The organism is Hyalangium minutum, from assembly GCF_000737315.1.
Taxonomy (GTDB): domain Bacteria; phylum Myxococcota; class Myxococcia; order Myxococcales; family Myxococcaceae; genus Hyalangium; species Hyalangium minutum.
In genome coordinates, this window is sequence record NZ_JMCB01000015.1 from 166,103 (window position 1) to 183,016 (window position 16,914).

The following is a 16,914-nucleotide window of genomic DNA, read 5'->3' on the forward strand; positions in this document are numbered from 1 at the left end:
CCGGACACGATGGCCGGAGCTCCTGGCAAAAGTACCACACGGAGCACTCGGCCTCCAGGCGGCAGGTCTCTCCTTCGGCGGGACCGCTGGGTCTGCTAGAGTCCTGCGGTGGGGCGGCTCTGGGTGTGCTTCCTTCTCACCCTACTGATGGTAGTGCATCCGCTCTCCGCCCCGCTTTTTCCCCCCTCGGAGACGCCGTGACTTCGCTCACGCTCGATCTGCCCCAAGCCACGGGGACCCCCGCGGCCCTGTTGCTGCGCAAGACATCGCGCGTCTTTGTCCCCGCCGTCCCCCACGGCAAGCCGTCGGTCCAAGGGCGCGAGGGCGTGCGCGCGCTCGAGGCGGACCTGCTCGGGCTGGGCTACACGCTCTCGGGTCCGCTCCAGGATGCGCTCGCCGCGCTCCCCCCGGATGCGCTCGCGGAGCTGGGCCGATTCGTCTTCTCCACACTTGCCCAGATGCTGGGCCGGGATCGGGCCTTCGTGCCCCTCTTCACCGGCTTTCCTCACAGCGTCCCGCAGGACTCCGATTCGTTCTTCATCCAGCGCATGCGGGTGTGGCTCTTCCAGTCGCCCGAGCAGCCCTGCCTCCAGTGCGGGAAGGTGGCCACGGTGAAGGCGCTCGATCCCTGCGCCCATGCCGTCTGCACGAGCTGCTTCGATCCACGCCAGTTCAACGCATGTCCCATCTGCCACCGGCGCGTCTCTCCCGGGCAGCCCTACTTCCAGCCGGTGGCTCAACCCTCCACGCGGCGGCTCCATGTGCTCCGGCAAGGGCGCATGACCCGGTTGTCGCTCTCCACGGACCTGGACTCCGCCGCGCGGGAGTTGCTGGAGCGGCTGCTCTCCCGCGCCACCGTCCTTCGTCCGGATGAGCTCGAGGTGGTGGGCACGCTCGTGTTCCACTTGGGCCTGAAGGTGCTCGGCTGGCTTCCGCCGCGGATCCCCGTGAAGGAGACGCTGGCCCAGGTCGTCGGTGGCCTGCTGCGGCGTGAGCCGGCCGCCGCGGCGGATGTGCTGGGGGGCACCGCCGCGCATTTGAAGACCGCGACGGACTTCCTCCGCGTGCTCGTCGCGTGGGCGGGTGGCAACCCAGACCTCACGGTCAAGGTGCCCCTCAAGAGCTACCCTCGCTCGCTGCGGCGCGCGGTGCTGAAGGCCCTGGAGGCGCTCCCGCTGCTGAACCTCACCGAGGATGTGCACCGCCACCCGGGCCTCTGGAAGGCCATTGCGGGCCAGCTCCACGTCTTCGAGCGCTGGCAAGAGCACCCGAACGTCGCCCTGGCCTTTGCCACCTTGCGCGGCACGGTGGTGGAGCCCCATAGCGAATTCAGCCATGCGCTGTTGGCCCAGGCCCGCGAGTACCGTGACTCTTTCCTGCCCCAGGCTGTGGAGGGAGGGCTCACGATCCGCTTCCGCTCGTGGAGTTCGCAGGTGGAGGAGGCGCTGAAGCGGCGGGACATGAACGGTGTGTTGCGGCTGCTGCGCCAGCGTCCCGGGGAGCTGCTGCGCAGGCTGGACCATGTGGCCCGCACGGCTCTCAGGGATGAACAAGGGGTCTTCCACCAGCGAGAACTCGTCACCAGCCTGGAGGCGGTGGCACCGCGCGCGGCGCCTGCGCTGCTCCTCACCGCCACTGCACATCTGCGCCGCCGACATGCCCCCTTCGCGCGGCGGGTGTTCTTCCCCAAGGGAGAGGCCACCCACGCCTGGGGCACCGAGGACCGGCGGCCGCTGCTGCCCGGGGACGCCATCGGCGAGCTCGTGGGTCCCCTGGAGCGCGAGCTGCTCCGGCGTGCGGAGCGGCTCCCCACATTGCCGCAGGCGGTGCTGGACGAGGCGCTCGCTGACCTGCTCGTGCCCCTCGCGGAGAAGACCGCGTCCCGAGCGCTCGTGGCGGTGCCTCGTGGGAGCGTGCTGGACCTGCCGCAAGGCGAGCACCTGCGCTTCTTCGTGCACTGGACGGAGCCCGCGGGGACGCGCGTGGATCTCGATCTGTCCGTGGCGCTCTACGACGCGAAGTGGTGGCTCGTCGATCTGTGCGACTACACGAACCTGCGCCTCGCGAACGACGCGGCCGTGCACTCGGGAGACATCACCTCGGGGGCTCCTCCTCTGGGAGGCGCCGAGTTCCTGGACGTGCACGCGCCGGCGCTGCTGAAGAAGGGCGTACGCTACGCGGTGCCGGTGATCTTCTCCTTCAACAGCGTGTCCTTTGACCGCATGCAGGATGCCTTCGCGGGCTTCATGGTGCGCGACAGAAAGGACGGTCCTCACTTCGATGCGCGCGAGGTCGAGCAGCGCTTCGACCTGCAGGGGAACGCGAAGATCGCCGTGCCGCTCATCATCGACCTCGAGGCACGCAAGCTGCGCTGGGTGGATGTGAAGGTGCCGGCCGACGACCTCTTCCACAGCGTCGCGCGCGCCCGGGGCGATCTTGCCCACTTGGGGAAGGACACCCTGGCCTACTTCGGGACGGGCGCGAGGCCGACCCTCTGGGAGCTGGCCTGTCTGCACGCGGCGGCGCGCACCCGCACGGTGCACGTGCGCCGCCGGGACGGGAACGTGGTGGTTCTCACCCGTGCACCCGACGAGGACACCCGCCACTTCCTCTGGAGGCTCCGCCGCCTGGAGGGCGCCCGTGGGGTGCCACGGCTGACACTTCAGCCCGCGCCCGCTTTCTTCGCGGGACTCTCGGACGAGCCCGCTCTGCCCCAGGGCAGCGAGGGCTATGCGCTCCGCTTCCGTCACACGGAGGCGGATCAGGTCAGGCGGCTCGCAGCGGGCGATCTCGTCGCGGCGCTGCGGCCCTAGGTCCGCTCACGAAGCCGTCTCAGTGCACCGTGGGCCCGGAGCTGGGCCTCTGCTCTTTGAGCCCGAGCGCCGCCCGGCACGTCTTCGTGTACAGGTCTCGGAAGAGGTTGTTCGGGTCGGTGAGCTGCTTCACCGCCTGGTACGTCTCCCGGTTCCAGATGCTCCAGAACGTCTGCTCGTCGTAGTAGTTGTACGAGATGAGCGTCTTGGTGCCGTTGATCTCTCGCAGCTCGTCCTCGAACTCCTTATAGAGGTTGCGGCCCGGCTGCTGCTTCATCCCGTACACCGCGAGGTCCAGGAACAGCGGATCCTTCACGCCGGCCCACCAGCGGGGCGTGAGCCACTCGTAGTTCCGCATGCGCCGGTAGGGCACGCACCACACCGGGTAGAAGTGCATCTCGCGGTGGTACCAGTCCATGAACTCGGCCGTGCGCGAGAACGGCACGAACACGTCCACGATGACGGAAGGGTTCTTCTTCGGCAGGAAGCGATGGAACCGGTCCGCGGTCCTCAGCACGCTGTCCGAGTGCACCAGCTTGCCGAACAGCGCCCGGCCCACGAGGCTGCGTGGCTTGACGCGCGTCACGCCCCGGTTGTACCGGAACAGGTAGTCGTAGGTCGTGAGGTAGTCCGCGGCGCGCTGGGGGATGCTCTCGCAGTACGCTTTGAGCCAGTCGTAGCGGCTCGTGTACGGCGCCCGCTCCGTGAAGCGGCCCACGCACAGCACGTGCTTCGTCGGCGAGAAGATCTGCCCGTCCAGATAGTCCGCGTCCTGCGCGGTGAAGTGACGCCAGATGGCCTGATGGAAGGCCTCGAGCGTGGCGTAGGTCTCATACGTCACGTGCACGTACGGCGCCGCCGGCACCAGCTTGAACTTCAGCTTCGACAGGATGCCCAGCGTCCCGAACGAGCCGTGGAGCATCTGGAACACGAGCGGGTTCTCCGTGGGGGAGCAGCGCAGCACGACTCCCTTCGCGGTGATGAGCTCGTACTCCAGGCACGTGTCGTGGAAGCCCCCGTACTTGAAGGACATGGACTCGATGGAGCAGCCCGCGACCGAGCCCCCCAGCGTGATGGTCTTGTGCTCGGGGACGATGACGGGCACCAGCCCATAGCGCATCGTCGCGCGGACCACCTCGTCGAAGGTCACCGCAGGCTCCGCCGTGCACGTGCGCCCGATGGGATCAATCTCAAGGATCTGATCGAGGTCGCTCAGGTCGATCTTCTCATCGGTGCGCCGCGGGTCATCGCGCTTGGGGACCTGGTGCGGCGGCGTCTTCTTCTTGAGGGAGAGGGGGCGCGTGCTCTTTCGCTCTCGCAGTTGCCGCGCGATGCGCTGGCGCTTCACCGTGTGCAGCGCATCGTGCGTCGAGGGCTCCTCCAGCCAGCGCTCTGCCGGTGCCGACTCCAGATGCATTTCGTCCCTCCGAACCTGGAAGGTGGTGAATGCACGCACGTTCGGTGAGTCCTGGCCCGCCGGGTGGGCCCTTGTCCGACCGGTTGCTCAGCGGCTCAGTCCGGGTCTGGATGACCATCCACCCGCAACTGAAAGAGGAAATAGGGAGGAATGCAGGCGCCTTGAGTCTCCGACACCTTGGCGCAGAGATAGTCGTCGCGGCAGAGCTCCGTCTCGCTGCAGGACTGCAGCGCGCCCGGCCGCACATTTTCTCTCAAGCATTGCGCGAACGGCAGCCGGCCCCGTGACAGGCAGTGGTTGAACGTCTGGAGCACCGCGATCGACCCGCAGACCTCACCCTGCCGCAGGTTCTGGCAGTTGCCCGAGCACATCCCTCCGGGAAAGCCTACAGACGTGTCCTCGCAGATGCGGCCGGAGCCGCAGCGGAGCTCTTCGCCGGGCGAGATGGAATCGGTCTGGGGATTCTCATGGTGTTGCACTTGGCCGGGCTGGCAGAAGGAGCCCGCCTGCGGCTCTTGGGGCATGCACACGCCCGTGGGGCTCACCCGGGAGTCGCTCACGAGCGCGCGGCACTCGAGCCCCGCCGAGCAGCCCCAGTCCCGGAAGGACGGATCGCCCAGCCCGCAGTGCGCTCCGAGGTCTCCCTTCTCCTCGGCGGCACGGGTGGACGGCGCGCGGAACGGCGCAGGCTCCTGCTCGGACAGCACTGCTTGGAAGAAGCGCTCGCGCCGCGGTTGATCGAGCAGGAAGTGAGGCGAAGCCGCGACGAAGATGGAGTTTACTGGCTCCGTCTCGCGCCGGTCCTTCCCCAGGAAGTGGAAGCCCGCCACGGTTCGGCCCTGGTGGCAGCCCGAGCAGGACAGATCGTTCAAGCGCTGCAGGAGGCCCTGGGGCGAATGCAGCGTCTTCCTGCCCGTGAAGGAGAGCTGGGCGAAGTCGCTCTCCACGAAGAGCTGGTGAAAGGGCGCATTGGCCAGACGATGGGAGCCAGCCAGGGCCACCGAGCGTGCACGCCGGGCCAGGAACTCCTCTGGGAGCATGGCCACGCCCTCGTCGATCTTCGCCAGGTTCTGGGGATCGGCGATCCACGTCCGCAGCTTCTCCCGCAGGCCCGGCACCGCCTGGATGCGTGCCACATCGGGCGTATTCTCGAGCGGAGCCAGCCGGAAGACCTCCCCTTTCTTCTGGAAGACGCGGAGGAGGTACTCCGCGTAGCCGCCGAAGTCGGGCCGCACGGTGGACGGCCAGCGCACGGACTGCAGGTTGAGCTCGATCGACTTGAGCTCGAGTTGTCCCAGCGAGGCCGGAGAGATGGCGCTGGAGTCCTGCGAGAGCGCCTGTTGGAGCTCCTGCCAGCGCCTTGCCGCGTCTGCGCACTGGCCCTCGCGCCCCGGTCCCCAGAAGACCACGTTCAAGGTGAGCGGCAGTCGGGAGTAGATCGGCTCCTTCCCTGAAGTGCGGTAGGCCAGACGGTAGATGAAGCGGAGCTCTCCACAGTGTTCGGGGTGGAAAGGCGCCCGGTCGAGGCGGTTCACGATGCCGACCAGCTCGAAGAAGGCCTGGGGTGACCGCAGCCAGTCGCTGTCCAGGAGGCGGTGCGGCGTGCGCATGGAGGTGCTGAGCAGGCGATCGTGGCTTCGCAGCTCCGAGAGATCCTCGGTCACGCTCTCCGCGATCGAGCGGTAGGCGGCGTTCTCGAACAGGGCCTCGTTGCTGGGAACTGGAGCAGGTGCCCCGAATGCCAGGCGGGCCAGGTCGAAGCCGTTCCTCTCCCATTTTTGCAACAGGACGGGATCGTCCACCCTCAGAGGCACCTGCGTGCACAGGGAAGCCAAGCCCAGCAGGACTGCCAGGTGAGGCAATGAGTGGATTCCCATGGGAGCACTTTAGACGGAACATGTTCCTGCATGCGCAAGCTCATCATCGCGGCAGCGATTCTGGTGGTCGGGGGATTGGCGCTCTTCGTTCTCCTGGACTCGGAGACCTCTGGGGATACCCCTGTGGCCTCGCCTGCGGGCTCCGAGCAGCCCTCGTCACAGCCCGCAGCCACGGCGAAGCGGGCGGGCACGGTGCTGCAGCCGGAGACCCCGGAGGATGTGGGCGCGAAAGGCACCGCCAGCGCGGGCAGCACGCCGTCTCTGGCCCAGGCGCCCTCGGAAGAGGATGGAGTGCTGGAGGTCGAGGTGCTCGCGGGCGATCGGCCCGTGCCCGGCGCCAGCGCACGGCTGTATTGGCGAGGCGCTCGTGATCCCAGGCTCGGGGAGGTGTCCTGGCGATTGGCCAGCTCTGGCAGCACGGACGCCCAAGGGCGCGTGAAGCTCGCGTCGAGGCCCGGTGGATACATGCTCGCAGTGCGCGCTCAAGGTTCCGCGCTGCTGCTCCGCGACGTGGTGCGCCCCTATGGCGAAGCGCTCACGCATCTTCGCGTCACGCTGGAGGTACCGCAGACCCTCACCGGCCGCACGGTGGAGCAGGGCACCCAGGAGCCGCTGCCCCTCGTGGAGCTTGTCCTCACGGCTCAAGGGCCCTCGCTCGCGCCCTGGCAGCGCGCCGAGGCTCCCGCCGAGGAGCGTGTGTACGCGTCGAGCGATGAGCGCGGCCAGTTCCGTGTCGACGGGCTGGCTCCAGGCACTTACCAACTTGAGGCGCGAGCCCCAGGCCACGCTCGGACGGTGCAGCGCAACGTGCGAGTCCCTGCCTCGGGGCCGCTCACGGTGGCCCTCCAGGCCGCTGGCGTCATCGAGGGCTTCGTCGTCGACTCCCAGGGCCAGCCCGCCGCGGACGCCGAGGTGCAGGTGGGCGGACGCTCGCCCCAGGCCGTCACTACGGGGCAAGGCGGTGGTTTCTCTCTCGAGGTGGAGCCTGGGGCCCACCTCCTCTCCGCGCGGCGGGGAGAGGAGGCCGGCTCGCTGGAGAAGCCCCTCACCGTGAAGGCGGGGCAGACGGTGAGGGATGTGCGGCTGCGCCTCGGGAAGGGCTCGGTGCTGGAGGGGCGCGTGGTGGCCCGCGCCACGGGGGCTCCGATCGTGGGCGCCAACCTCTCGGTCAGCCCCACGGGCGGCGCGGGAGACTCGGGGCAGGCGGTGACGGACAGCACGGGCCACTTCTCCGTCGGAGGGCTGGCCCCCGGCAGCTATGATCTCGGAGTCAGCGCTCCAGGCTTCTCTTCGCTCTCTCGCCGGGGGCTGACGGTGACCACGGGCGAGCGCTTCCCGCTGGAGCTCTCGCTCACGGGCACGGGTGTGGTGGAGGGGCGCGTGAAGGACAGCGCCGGACAGCCGGTGGTCGGCGCGCGGGTGGAGGGAGGATCGCGCTGGGGCGGCTCGCTGGGCAACACGATGGCCGAGTCCCGCACTGATGCCGAGGGACGCTACCGGCTGGAGGGGCTCGCCGCGGAGACCGTCGATATCACGGCCCGGAGGGAGGGCGAGGCGCTGGGAACCAGCCAGCAGGTGGAGGTGCGTGAGGGCGGCACGTCGCAGCTGGACTTCACGCTGCAGGACACCGGCACCGTGGAAGGGGTGGTGCGGGCTGCTCGCGGTGCGCTTCCCTCCGAGCCGATGGTCGTCATGGCGTCCCGGCGAGGGGGCATGTTCTTCAGCATCAACGGTTCCGGGATCGGCCGGGCGGAGGTGGATGCGGCGGGCAGCTTCCGGATGACGCTCCCGCCGGGCCGGTACAACCTGCAGCCGCAGCTCACGGCGCGCCGGAGCTTCATGAGCACCGGTGGGTCCCAGGTGCAGGTGGAGGCGGGGAAAACTGTCCGGGCCGAGCTGACCTGGCAGGACAATGAGGCCTCGGGGGAAGGAGTGCGGGGCGTGGTTCTCGAGCCCGAGGGTGCTCCCTCACCGGGCGCCTTCGTCACGGTGGCTTTGGAAGGAGGCATGCCGGGCATGCGCATGATGGCTCCCACGGACGATGAGGGGCGCTTCTTCGTCAGCATGCCTTCGATGGGGACCGCCGGTGCTTCACATCGCTTCCATGTGAGCGCGCGCAACGGGGGACGCGCAGGCGAGGCGCTCGGGGTGAAGCTGGGCGAGCAGGAGGTGGTGGTGAAGCTGCGGCCCGGAGGCGCGGTGCGAGGCCAGGTGGTGCGCTCCAGCGGCGCGGCCGTGCAAGGCTTCACCCTGACGGTCCAGCCCCAGGGTTCGGAGCGCATGGGGTGGGGCACTCGCACCTGGGAGTTCCCGGGCGATCGCTTCGAGCTGAGGGATGTGCCCGCCGAGTCCCTCAAGCTGGTGGCTCGGACGGCGGACGGCGCGGGCGGAGAAGCCTTGTCGTCCCCCTCCACGGGGGCTGTGTCCGAGGTGGAGATCACCCTGCGGCCCACGGGCACGATTCGAGGCCGCGTGGTGTTGGAGGCCACGAAGGAGCCCGTCGGTGGGGCGCTGATCTTCCTTGAAGGAGAGCGTCGGCCCGGAGCGGATGTGCCCACGTCGAGCGATGGCCGCTTCACCCTGGAGGGCGTGTCCGCGGGCGAGCACGAGCTGCTCATCGTTCCGGGCGGCATGCGGACGCCCGAGCGCAAGAAGGTGACGTTGAGCGAGGGTCAGGTGCTGGACCTGGGGGACGTCGTGCTGAGCCCTCCTCGGACGCCTCCTGGCTCCGTGGGGTTGATTGTGGAGCCACAGGGCAGCCAGGTCGCCATCTCCGAGCTGATGCCCGGGAGCCCCGCGGGGAGCGCGGGGCTGCAGGTGGGGGACGTGCTGGTGGAGGTGGATGGCTCGCCCATCACAGCGCCTCAAGAGGCCTTCATGAGGCTCCGGGGAGCGCCGGGATCGCCTGTGGTCATCAAGGTGCGGCGCGCGGGTGCGGAGAAGTCTTTCACCGTCACCCGCGCGCCCTGAGCGTCAGTTCACCTTCACGGAGATGGGCGCGGACGTGGTGATGTTGCCCGCCACGTCATAGGCCTTGGCCGTCAGCGTGTGCGTGCCCTTCGGCACGGTGAGCAGGCCCCAGCTCATGCTGTAGGGGGCCGTGGTGTCCGTGCCGATGACCGTGGCGCCGTCGTAGAACACCACCTGCGTCACTCCCGAGCTGTCCGAGGCGCTGGCCTGGATGGTGGTGCTCAAGAACAGGGACGCTCCACTGGCCGGAGAGGTGATCGCCACCGCGGGCGCGAGGTTGTCCACCGAGAGCATACGGCCCGTGGACGTGGTGGCGTTGCCCGCCGTGTCATAGGCCCGCGTGGTGAGCGTGACGGAGCCGTTGGCCGCGGTGGTCGTGTCCCAGTTGATGGAGTAGGGCGCCGTGGAGTCGCTGCCGACCAGCGTCGATCCCGCGTAGAACTCGACCCGGTCCACGCTCACGTTGTCGCTCGCTGTGGCGCTGAGCTGCACCGTGCCTCGGACATAGGCGTTCTGCGCCGGAGCACTGACGGCCGTCGCCGGCGCCGTGTTGTCGAGCGTCACCCCCACCCCGGCGGAGGTTCGGCCGTTGCTCATGCTGTCGAAGGCCTTCACCGTGAGCGTGTAGGTTCCATCCGCCACACCCACCGTGTTCCAGGTCAGCGCGTGGGGCGGGCTGTAGGACGTGCCGATCAGCGTCGCGCCCGCGTAGAACTCGACCTTTGAGACGGAGTGGTTGTCACTGGCCGTGGCCTCGATCACCGCGGTGCCTCGGAGGAGCGCGCCCGCCGCAGGGGAGGTGAGCGCCGCGTCCGGCGGGGTCTTGTCGACGGTCACTGCGACCGCTGCAGAGTTCCCCGCGCGGCCTCCCGTGTCGTAGGCCTTCGCCGTGAGCGTGTGGGCCCCATCCGTCAGGCCCGAGGTGTTCCAGCTCACCTCATAGGGAGCGCTGGTGTCGGTGCCGATCAGCGTCCCGTCCGCGAAGAACTCGACCTTGGCCACCGCCAGGTCGTCATCGGCCGCTGCGGTCACGAGCGTCTGGCCTCCCACCACCGCGTTGTTGGCAGGTGAGGTGAGAGACACGGTCGGCGGCAAGAGATCCGTGGGCTGGCCCACCGCGAACACCAGATCGTCATGGTCGTCATAGGCGCCGCCGCTGCACGCCGTGCCGGCGTTGCCACCCGAGCGGAACTGGGCGCGCACGGCCTGCAGGCTGCCCACAGGCAGGATGTACTCCGCCGAGAGGGTCTGGACGGTGTAGCTCGTCCCCACCGGCCGGAGCGTGATCAGGTACGTCCACGAGGGCTGGTTCGCATTGCCCGTGTAGAACAGGTCCAGCGCGTCCGTGGCGTTGCTGTACGGCGTGACGTCGACGTCGATCCGCGCGCGCTTGCCTTCGGCCAGGTACTCCCCGTTGAGGCGGGTCACCTTGATGCGGAAGACCCGCTCCGTGTAGTGGGCCTCGGCCGTTCCGTCGGCGCACCCGTCGAGCGTATTGGGTGGGTTGCTCTCGGAGCTCGCCCGGCCCATCAAGAGGTTCACGCTGTCGCAGACGTCGTCCAGCGTGGCGCACTTCGGGGCGCGGAGGAGGGGATCATACGTGGCCGTGCCAGGCTGACTCACGATGACCGTGATGGCGGTGCTCGTGGTCTGGTTGCCTGTGGCGTCGTAGGCGATGGCGCTCAGCGTGTAGTTCCCGTTCGGCCGCTGGGTGGTATCCCAGGGGACGCTGAAGGGCGGCGTCGTGTCGCTGGCGATCAGGTAGTAGTTCCAGATGAAGTCGACCCGGGTGACCGCCACGTTGTCCGTGGCATTCGCCTGGACGTTGACCACCCCTGACACAGTCGCGAACGGAGCCGGCGAGCTGATGGACACGGTGGGCGGCGTGGAGTCGTTGTTCACTGTCACGATGACCGCGGCCGAGGTGGTCGAGTTCCCCGCCGCGTCGAAGGCCTGGGCGGTCAGCGTGTGCTGGCCGTTGGAGAACCCCTGGCTGTTCAGGTTGAAGGCGAATGGCGCGGAGGAGTCCGTGCCCCAGTTGATGCCATCCACGAGGAACCGAACGGAGGACACGCCCCGGTCATCCGTCGCGTTCGCTTGGACGGTGAAGTACCCGAAGATGACCGCGCCGCTCGTGGGGGAGGTGATGGAGACCGTCGGCGCGGAAGTATCATTGTCCACCGTCACGCTCACGTCGGCCGTGGAGGTGGCGTTGCCGCTGGTGTCCGTGGCCCGGGCTCGCAGCGTGTGGTTGCCGTTCGCCGCCGTTCGTGTGTTCCACGCGTAGCTGAAGGGCGCGGTGCTCGAGGTTCCCAGCAGGGTACCGTCGAGGAAGAACTCCACTTTCGCCACCGCGATGTTATCGGTGGCGTTCGGCGACAGCGTCACGCTGCCACCTAAGACCGCACCGGCCACGGGAGAGGTGAGGGTGATGGAAGGGGGCATGGTGTCGCGCTCGACCGTCACGGACACCTGGGCCGAGGTCGCGGTGTTGTTCATCGCGTCGGAGGCCCTGGCGGTCAGGACGTGCCCACCCACCGTCTCAGTCCCCGTGTCCCACGAATAGGTGAAGGGCGGGGTGAAGTCCGTGCCGAGGTAGCGGGAGTCGCTGTAGAAGTCGACCTGGGTGACGCGCTTGTTGTCCGTGGCGCTCGCTGAGAGCATCACGGTGCCCCGCAGGGTCGCGCCACTCGCCGGAGCAGTGAGGGAGACCGTCGGTGGCGTGTAGTCGTTGTCCACCATCACCGTGATGGGCTGCGAGGTCCCCACCATCCCGCCCTCGTCGCGCGCGCGGGCCGTCAGCGTGTGGGGGCCGTTGGGAAGCCCCCAGGTGTTCCAGCTCACCAGGAACGGCTCCGTGGTGTCCGTCTTGATCAGCGTGTCCCCGTCGTAGAAGTCCACAGCGGTCACAAAGCCGTTGTCGCTCGTCGAGGCCTGCAGGTAGGGGGTCTGGCTCACCACCGCTCCATCGGAGGGAGAGGTGAGCGTCACCGTGGGCGGGACGGTGTCCACGAACACGGGGAAGACCAGATCGTCGTGATCGTTGTAAGTCCCCTGCGTGCACGGACTGATGCCTCCTCCCGGGTTGGCTCGGAAGTTCACGCGCACGGCCTGCAGGGTGCCCACCGGGAGGGTGTAGTTCGTTATGAAGGTGTACTCCCCATCCCAGGCTGGCCGGCGGGTGCCAACGTACGTCCACGAGGGTTGAGTCGCGTCCGCTGCGATGTACACGTCGATCGCGTCATAGGTGGCGGAGTTCTCGGCCCAGACGGTGACCTCGATGCGGACCGGCTGCCCGGCGGCGATGGGTCGGCCGTTGTCCCGAATGATGCGGATCCGCTCGATGGACTCGGAGTGGTGATAGCCCCAGGTGTTGGGGCTCTCGCTGCAACCGTCCAGCGTGTTGGGTGCGTTCAGCTCGGGGCCGGCTCCTCCTCGTCCCAAGAGCAGGTCCTGGCTGTCGCAGCGGTTCTCCAGGCTGTCGCACCGGGGCGCCTTCAACACCGGGTCATAGCGCGCGTTGCCTGCGTTGGTGACCTCCACTGCGATGGGCGCGCTCTCGGTCGACTGGTTCGCGCCATCGAAGGCCCGGGCCGTCAGCGCGTAGCTGCCATTGCTCACGGTCGCCGTGTCCCAGCTCACCGAGTACGGCGCGGTGGTGTCCTCTCCGATGTAGCGGCCGTTCCGGAGGAAGACCACCCGGGTGACCCGCCGGTTGTCGCTCGCGGTGGCCTGGAGGGTCACGGTGCCGGTCAACGTGACGCCACTGGAGGGTGACGTGAGGGTGGCCTCGGGCGGGACAAGGTCGTTGTCCACCGTCACGCTCACGGAGGCCTGCGTCGAGGCGTTACCGGCCGCGTCGTACGCGATTGCACTCAGCACGTAGGGGCCATTGGCCCACTCGCGGGTGCTCCAGCTCGCGGTGTAGGGGGGCGAATACGAGGTGCTCCAGAGGAGGTCTCCGTTCACGAAGAAGTCCACGTGCGTCACGCCTCGGTCATCGTTGGCGTTGACCTGGAGCGAGACCGTCTCTTCCACGATGGCGCCGCTCACGGGTGTCAGGAACGAGGCCACGGGCAGCGTGAGATCGTTGTCGGTGACGACGTTGACCGGAGCGGAGTAGGCGACGTTCCCAGCCGCGTCGTACGCTCGTGCGGTGAGGCTGTGCGTGCCGTTGGGTGCCTCGCGGCTCGCCCAGCTCAGGGAGAAGGGAGGGCGGGGGCTCGTCCCGATCAACGTCGAGCCATCGTAGAACTCCACGCGCTGCACACCGAAGTTGTCGCTCGCGGCCGCGGTGATGGTGACGGTACCACTGATCGCCGTGCCATCGGCCGGAGCGGTAATGGCGACGCTCGGCGGAGTGAGGTCCGGATCGAAGCGCACCGTCAGGAGCAGGTCGTCGTGGTCATTGAGGGGGCCTGGCACACACGCCGCCGATGAGCTGTTCACCGAGCGATAGACGCCTCGAAGGAGCTGCGGACTGCCCGCGGGCAGCAAATAGGTGGTTGAGAGTTCCTGGCGCCCGCTCCGGGTCGGAGACAGGGTGGCGACGAGGGTCCACTCCGGTGCGTGGGCGTCCGGTGCGGCATAGAGGTCCAACACCTCCTGGGAGAAGTTCTTGCTCGCCTGAACCGTGGCCCGGACCGTCACCTGCCTGCCCGCCGCGAGCAGCTCGGCAGGGAACGTATGGATCTGGAGCTTCTCGAGCGAAGGACTGGAGCCGTACGTGCCCTCCGTCCCATCCGCGCAGGTGCCGCCCACGGTGTTGGGCGCGTGGAGCTCGGGGCCCACGGGTCCGCGGCCCTCTAGCAGCCAGCCCGAGGTGCACCCGTTGGCCACGGTGGCGCAGCCCGGAACTCCGAAGGTGGGATCGAACGTCGCGATGCCGTCGTTGTGGACCGTCACCGCCGCGGCGTTGCTCACGCCTGCGTTGCAGCTCGTGTCGTAGGCCCGGGCGGTGATCTGCCCCGAGCCGTTGCTGCCGCTGGAGCTCTCCCAGTCCAGCTCATAAGGAGGGGTGACGTCCCGGCCGATCAAGTGGTGATCGAAGTAGAACTCCACCGCAGTGACCTCCTCGTCATCCGCCGCGGTCGCCGCCAGCCTTACGAAGCCAGACAGGTTCGCGCCCGAAGAGGGCTGGGTGAGGACGGCCTGCGGCGGCGTCGAGTTCGATCCCAGGCAGCCAGAGAAGAGGATCCGGTTCGGGGTGGAGGTGCTTGTCGCGAGCACCTTGCCGGGCGTGGCACGGGTGAGCAGCGCGGTGGAGACCTCCTCGGGGGTGGCCAGAGGGTGGCCCTCCAGATAGCGCGCGGCCACGCCCGCCACGTGGGGAGCGGCCATGGAGGTGCCGCTGAGCGTGGCGGTGGCGTCGTCGCTCTCGTTCGAGGCCGAGAGGACACTCACGCCGGGCGCGAAGAGGTCCACGCACGGGCCCTCGTTCGACGACGTCGCTTTGACGTCATAGATGTCCGTGGAGCCCACTGTGAGGGCCGCCGGAGTCCTCGCGGGAGACTTGGTGCATGCGTTCCCAAAGTCATTGCCGGCAGCGGCGGTGTAGACGACCCCCGCGTTGATGGAGGCGGTGACCGCGTCGTCGACGGACTGCGTGGCGGCGCCACCCAGGCTCATGTTGGCCACCGCGGGCTTGAGGTGGTTGGCGGTCACCCAGTCGACGCCGGCAATCACCTGGGACGCGGTGCCTTCCCCAGCGCAGTTCAGGACCCGCACCGCATGCAGCGTGACGCCCTTGGCCACGCCATAGGTCGTCCCGCCTATCGTGCCCGCCACGTGGGTTCCGTGGCCGTGGCAGTCGTTCGAGCCGAGGCCGTCAGTAATGGAGCTGAAGCCGTCCACCGCGCGCCCGCCGAACTCGGCGTGGGTGGTGCGGATGCCCGTGTCGATGACGTAGGCGTGAACCCCAGAGCCCGTGGCGCCGTAGTAGTAGGTGGCATCCAGCGGCAGGTCCTGCTGGTCGATGCGGTCGAGCCCCCAGACCGCCTGGGACTGCGTGCTGGAGAGGGTGACCTTGCAGTCCTCCTCCACGTACCGCACGTGCGGATCGTTGCTCAGCTTCAGCGCGGCTTCCTCGGACATCGTCGCGGCGAAGCCGTGGAGGGCGTGGGCGTAGACGCGGTCCACTGAGCCCCCGTGGAGCGCGGCGAGCTGCCGCGAGAGCTTCCCCGCCTGCGCGCCGGCCAGGGCCTTCTCGTCGAGCACGACGATGTACTTCCCTGGCAGGGCCTTCTCGGTCTTCAGGAGCCGGCTTCCCGTGACGAAGGAGGCCGCCGTCTTCTTCGGAGCTTCCGCTTCAGCGGCGCGGTCTGCGGCTGGGCGCTCACAGGCAGCGAGCACAAGTCCTACGGCCAGCAGTGTCACCAGGGTGCGCATGGGTCTTCCCTCGGGGGACGGAACCTGTTTCCTGGTGAATTGAAGAAATCCCAGGAGACTGGATCTGGCCCGGGGCAAAAAGTGGCCTCCGCGCTCTCCATGGTGCTGGGTGGTGTGTGGGGGGGGACTCTCTGAGCCCACCCACCCCTGTGGGCCTCGGGCGGGCAAACCTGTCCGACAAGTGGACCGGTTCGCCCTGCGCCGGGCCGGAGCGGCGGCTCAGTCGAACTCGAGCGCGCGCTGGAAGTCCGCCGGGTTGGTGGCGGCGCTGCGGGCCGTCTCCAGATCGATGACGCCCTCGCGGTACAGCTGGCTGAGGTGCTGATCGAAGGACTGCGTGCCGTAGGTGTCGCGGCCCTTCTCGATGACGTCCTTGAGCTCGTTGGCGCGGTCCTCGCGGATGTACTCCTGGACCGTCTTCGTCTGGACCATGATCTCCAGCGCCACCGCGCGGCCCTTGTTGTCCGCCCGAGGCAACAGGCGCTGGGAGATGGTGGCCTTGAGGCTGTCAGCCAGGCGCATGCGCACCATGGCTTGCTCCTCGGCGTTGAACACCGACACGAGCCGGTTGATGGTGCGCGAGGCGTCCGTGGTGTGCACCGTGGAGAGCACCAGGTGGCCCGTCTCGGAGGCCTTGAGCGCGATGTCGATCGTCTCCGTGTCGCGCATCTCGCCCACGAGGATGACGTCCGGGTCCTGCCGCAGCGCCGCGCGCAGCGCCATGGCGAAGCTGTTGGTGTCCGGGCCGATCTCGCGCTGCGAGATGGAGGACTTGACGTTCTTGTAGACGAACTCGATCGGGTCCTCGATGGTGAGGATGTGCAGGCTCTCGCTGCGGTTGATGTGATCGATCATCGCCGCCAGCGTGGAGCTCTTGCCCGAGCCCGTGGCCCCCGTCACCAGCACCAGCCCGCGATCCTGGCTGGCGATGGATTTGAGCACCTGCGGCAGTCCCAGCCCGTCGATGGTGGGCACGTTGGCGGGGATGATGCGGAGGATGACGGCGAGCGTGCCGCGCTGCCGGTAGATGTTGACGCGGAAGCGGGCCACGCTGGGCAGGCCGTACGAGGCGTCATGCTCCCGGAGGGTGTCGATCTCGTTCTTCACCGCCGGATCATGGATGAGGTGGAGCGCCACCTCGCGGGTGTGTTCCGGCGCCAGCTTCTCGGTCTTCAGCGGACGGAGGACCCCGTTGACGCGGTAGATGGGCGGATCACCGGGGCGGAAGTGGATGTCCGAGGCGCCGTTCTGCACGCCCACGGTGAGAAGTTTGTCGAGTGTGGCCTTGTCCAGGGTCGTTCCCTCGCGAAGTGCGAGCACCGTAGCACCCCAGGGCCCCTCTTCAGAAGGTGGCCGCATGCCTGCTCTGGGAGATGGGCGTGCAGGATGAACTGTGCGAGGGTCGGCCTCGTGGGGTGGCGTCTCAGGCAGGGGCCTGGGTCGCTGCGGC

6 protein-coding genes are annotated in these 16,914 nt (G+C 68.4%); 2 read left to right on the top strand and 4 right to left on the bottom strand.

Features of this window, described 5'->3' with window-relative positions; all coding sequences use genetic code 11:
- Positions 1-197: 197 nt before the first annotated feature.
- A complete protein-coding gene (locus tag DB31_RS32965) occupies positions 198-2,813 on the top strand; it encodes an MXAN_6230/SCO0854 family RING domain-containing protein (protein WP_044195191.1) in 2,616 nt (871 codons plus the stop codon).
- A 19-nt stretch (positions 2,814-2,832) separates the two neighbouring features.
- On the opposite strand, the gene DB31_RS32970 is transcribed toward DB31_RS32965, so the two are convergent.
- Together DB31_RS32970 and DB31_RS32975 are read right to left on the bottom strand one after the other, a co-directional pair.
- On the bottom strand, positions 2,833-4,230 hold the full coding sequence (locus DB31_RS32970) for an FAD-binding oxidoreductase (RefSeq protein WP_044195194.1): 1,398 nt from the start codon (positions 4,228-4,230) through the stop codon (positions 2,833-2,835).
- A 95-nt stretch (positions 4,231-4,325) separates the two neighbouring features.
- A complete protein-coding gene (locus DB31_RS32975) occupies positions 4,326-6,032 on the bottom strand; it encodes a hypothetical protein (protein WP_157232293.1) in 1,707 nt (568 codons plus the stop codon).
- Between the two features lie 105 nt (positions 6,033-6,137).
- Here DB31_RS32975 and DB31_RS32980 point away from each other — a divergent pair, with 105 nt between their 5' ends.
- A complete protein-coding gene (locus DB31_RS32980; RefSeq protein ID WP_044195198.1) occupies positions 6,138-9,077 on the top strand; it encodes a carboxypeptidase regulatory-like domain-containing protein in 2,940 nt (979 codons plus the stop codon).
- A 3-nt stretch (positions 9,078-9,080) separates the two neighbouring features.
- Here DB31_RS32980 and DB31_RS45440 read toward each other — a convergent pair whose 3' ends face one another.
- Both DB31_RS45440 and DB31_RS32995 read right to left on the bottom strand, forming a co-directional pair.
- Entirely contained in the window at positions 9,081-15,464 is a 6,384-nt protein-coding gene (locus tag DB31_RS45440; protein WP_052420447.1) for an Ig-like domain-containing protein, read from the bottom strand.
- A 219-nt stretch (positions 15,465-15,683) separates the two neighbouring features.
- Entirely contained in the window at positions 15,684-16,784 is a 1,101-nt protein-coding gene (locus DB31_RS32995) for a type IV pilus twitching motility protein PilT (RefSeq protein ID WP_240486993.1), read from the bottom strand.
- Positions 16,785-16,914 lie beyond the last annotated feature (130 nt).

Coding starts and splice junctions, on each gene's coding strand:
- DB31_RS32970 (WP_044195194.1), bottom strand. CDS start 4,230: ATGCATCTGGAGTCGGCACCGGCAGAGCGCTGGCTGGAGGAGCCCTCG.
- DB31_RS45440 (WP_052420447.1), bottom strand. CDS start 15,464: ATGCGCACCCTGGTGACACTGCTGGCCGTAGGACTTGTGCTCGCTGCC.
- DB31_RS32980 (WP_044195198.1), top strand. CDS start 6,138: ATGCGCAAGCTCATCATCGCGGCAGCGATTCTGGTGGTCGGGGGATTG.